This is a genomic window from Pseudomonas sp. SDO524_S393 (assembly GCF_054071875.1).
The window spans coordinates 1-1,050 of record NZ_JBSVVZ010000155.1; the positions used below are offsets into that span (position 1 = coordinate 1).

General features: G+C 64.5%; 1 protein-coding gene. It reads right to left on the reverse strand.

Annotation, left to right across the window (positions count from 1 at the left end):
• Positions 1-1,050 (reverse strand): AMP-binding protein (locus ACW9IB_RS29445; RefSeq protein WP_457416832.1); only part of this gene is annotated, 1,050 nt, incomplete at both ends.

The window sequence follows — 1,050 nt, forward strand, 5'->3', positions numbered from 1 at the left end:
TCCGGCACAAAACGCTCGGCGGTCAACAATGGACGGTTCAAGTACGCGCGCGCCAGGCCGCAGCGGCTGCCGATATACAACTCACCCACGGCCCCCAGCGGCGCCAGGTTCAAATCGCGGTCCAGCACATACAACGCACGCCCGGGCAATGAACGCCCGATCGGGCTGGCGGTGGCGCCGATGAGTTCGTTGCCCGAGGTGCAATCCAGCACACTCGACACCACCGTGGCTTCGGTCGGGCCGTAGGTGTTCAGCAAGCGCACATGGCCAAGGCCAGCCTTGAGCCACTGCGCCGGACCGTCCAGCGGCATGGCTTCGCCGCCGATATGGATCTGGCGCAATGCACCGTAAGAGCGCGGCCCGGCGGCGAGACAGTCGAGCAGAAAAAGATTCCAGTAGGCGGTCGGCAAGTCGGCCAGGGTGATGCCCTGGGCAATGATTTCGTCGTACAACCGCGCGCTGTCCCACAGCTCCGGACCGCGCAGCACCACCGTGGCGCCCTGGGTCAGCGCCGGGTACAGCTGCTCGACAAAGCCGTCGAAGTTAAGGGTTGCGAATTGCAGGACACGGTCGTTCTCGGTCAACCGAGAGTAGCCGGCGGCGATGCTGGAGAACTCGGTCAACGCGGCATGGTTGATCGCCACGCCCTTCGGCTTGCCGGTGGAGCCGGAGGTGTAGATCACGTAGGCCAGGTTTTGCGGGGACACAGCCACCTGCGGATCATGTTCAGGGCTCAGCGCCAAAGCGCTGTCTGCAACGTCAACCGTCGCCATGCCTTCAGGCAACGGCATCGCCACGTGAGCCTGGGTCAACACCAACTGCACGCCGCTGTCTTCGAGCATATGCAGCAGGCGTTCACGCGGGTATTGCGGGTCAAGCGGCACATAGGCGCCCCCGGCTTTCAAGACGGCCAGCAGGCTGACGATCATCGCGAACGAACGCTCCACCGCCACGCCCACCAGTCGTTCCGGGCCGATGCCCTGGGTGATCAGGTGATGGGCCAGGCGGTTGGCCTGGCGGTTCAGCTCGGCATAACTGATCGACTGCTCG